This window comes from Nosocomiicoccus sp. HMSC09A07 (assembly GCF_001808485.1).
Classification (GTDB): domain Bacteria; phylum Bacillota; class Bacilli; order Staphylococcales; family Salinicoccaceae; genus Nosocomiicoccus; species Nosocomiicoccus ampullae_A.
The window spans coordinates 1-1279 of the sequence record NZ_KV793631.1; the positions used below are offsets into that span (position 1 = coordinate 1).

Here is a 1279-nt window from a genome sequence, read left to right on the forward strand (position 1 = left end):
TAACGGTCGTTTAATGTATACTTTATTATAAAAGGTGGAGTTATTTTATGAGCAATCTATTTTTAGAAAATATAATAAAACATAATGATTATAAATCTATTTCAGAGTATTTATACTCACTTGGAGTACCACAAGAAAATATAGATATAGCAAAAGAAACTAAAGTATATAGTAGGGAAAAACTAAAGTACGCACAATGGGATTGTCTATATGTTGATAATAATAATGAAAAAACATTTGAAGTTAATCCTAAAAAAATAAGTCTGGATAATATTTATGCTACTGCAAGAACAACAGAAGAAGAACATAATGTGAGTTGGTATGAATTAATGAATGAAACTTTTTTTAATATTAATAATAAAATTAATACACCAAATTATAGTAAAAAAAGATTTTCTAATATTTTTGAGTGCTTTCATTTACAGAAAGAAGACAATTTTAATTCTATTAAAGAAAAATTTCAATCTGAAGATAAAAATGGAAAGTTTAATAATTATGACTTTTTTCAATACGAAGATATGTATTTTCAAGTGACAGATGGGAGTCACAGATTAATTATTGCAAAAATAGTGGGAGTAGACTATGTCTATGCTAAGAGTATAACACCTCTAGTTGTCAAACAAGATTGTGTCGAAGAAATAATTAATACAAATAAAAGAATCGAGTCAGATATAAAAGCATTAGTAAAGAACTCAAAATATATGTTCTTTAATAATGAAAATTTCTCTACTATATATCTATATACTGATCCAACTCATAAAAAAGAGATTATCTTAAAAGATATATCAATATTCACTAATTATGATGATTTGAATTTGCCAGCAGCAAATGATAATTTTCAAAGAATCTATGATTACTTAAAAGAGATTGATGATTATTTAGAAAATATTCACGTTAAAACTTCTATATTCAAATTAAAAAAGAAAGTAAAAACAAATTTATTTGATACTTATGAGGATATACTCTCATCCAATGAAAATCATCTTATTGGTAAATATACTACTATTGATGATGACTTTTACTCCTTTTTATATAATTATAAAATTTATTTTGAAAAATTTATTAATAAAAACAAATAATAGTTAACTCCTAAAAGTTGGACTTAATGTCCAACTTCTAGAGAGTTGATTGTTTTTTAATAACACTTTTTTATTATTATAAGTACAGTATTGATCTATTTCTAATTCTCTGTCACATTCTCTATGTCGATAATTTTGTAAATACTGTTTTTTACTTAAAGGAATGTTTTTCTCATGTTCTTGATAAGCATGTACATTTC

Annotated in this window: 2 protein-coding genes; one reads left to right on the top strand and one right to left on the bottom strand. The window is 23.6% G+C overall.

Features of this window, described 5'->3' with window-relative positions; all coding sequences use genetic code 11:
* Window positions 1–47 precede the first annotated feature (47 nt).
* Window positions 48–1079 carry a hypothetical protein gene (locus tag HMPREF3177_RS03120; protein WP_070457074.1) on the top strand — a complete coding sequence of 344 codons (1032 nt, stop codon included), beginning with the start codon at window positions 48–50 and terminating at the stop codon, window positions 1077–1079.
* A 3-nt stretch (window positions 1080–1082) separates the two neighbouring features.
* Here the strand turns inward: HMPREF3177_RS03120 and HMPREF3177_RS08580 are convergent.
* Window positions 1083–1279, bottom strand: a 197-nt coding sequence (locus HMPREF3177_RS08580) for a hypothetical protein (protein WP_210388783.1), incomplete at its 5' end; no start/stop codon positions are given.

Excerpts from the sequence above, each read along its gene's own strand:
- HMPREF3177_RS03120 (WP_070457074.1), top strand. The coding sequence starts at position 48 with ATGAGCAATCTATTTTTAGAAAATATAATAAAACATAATGATTATAAA.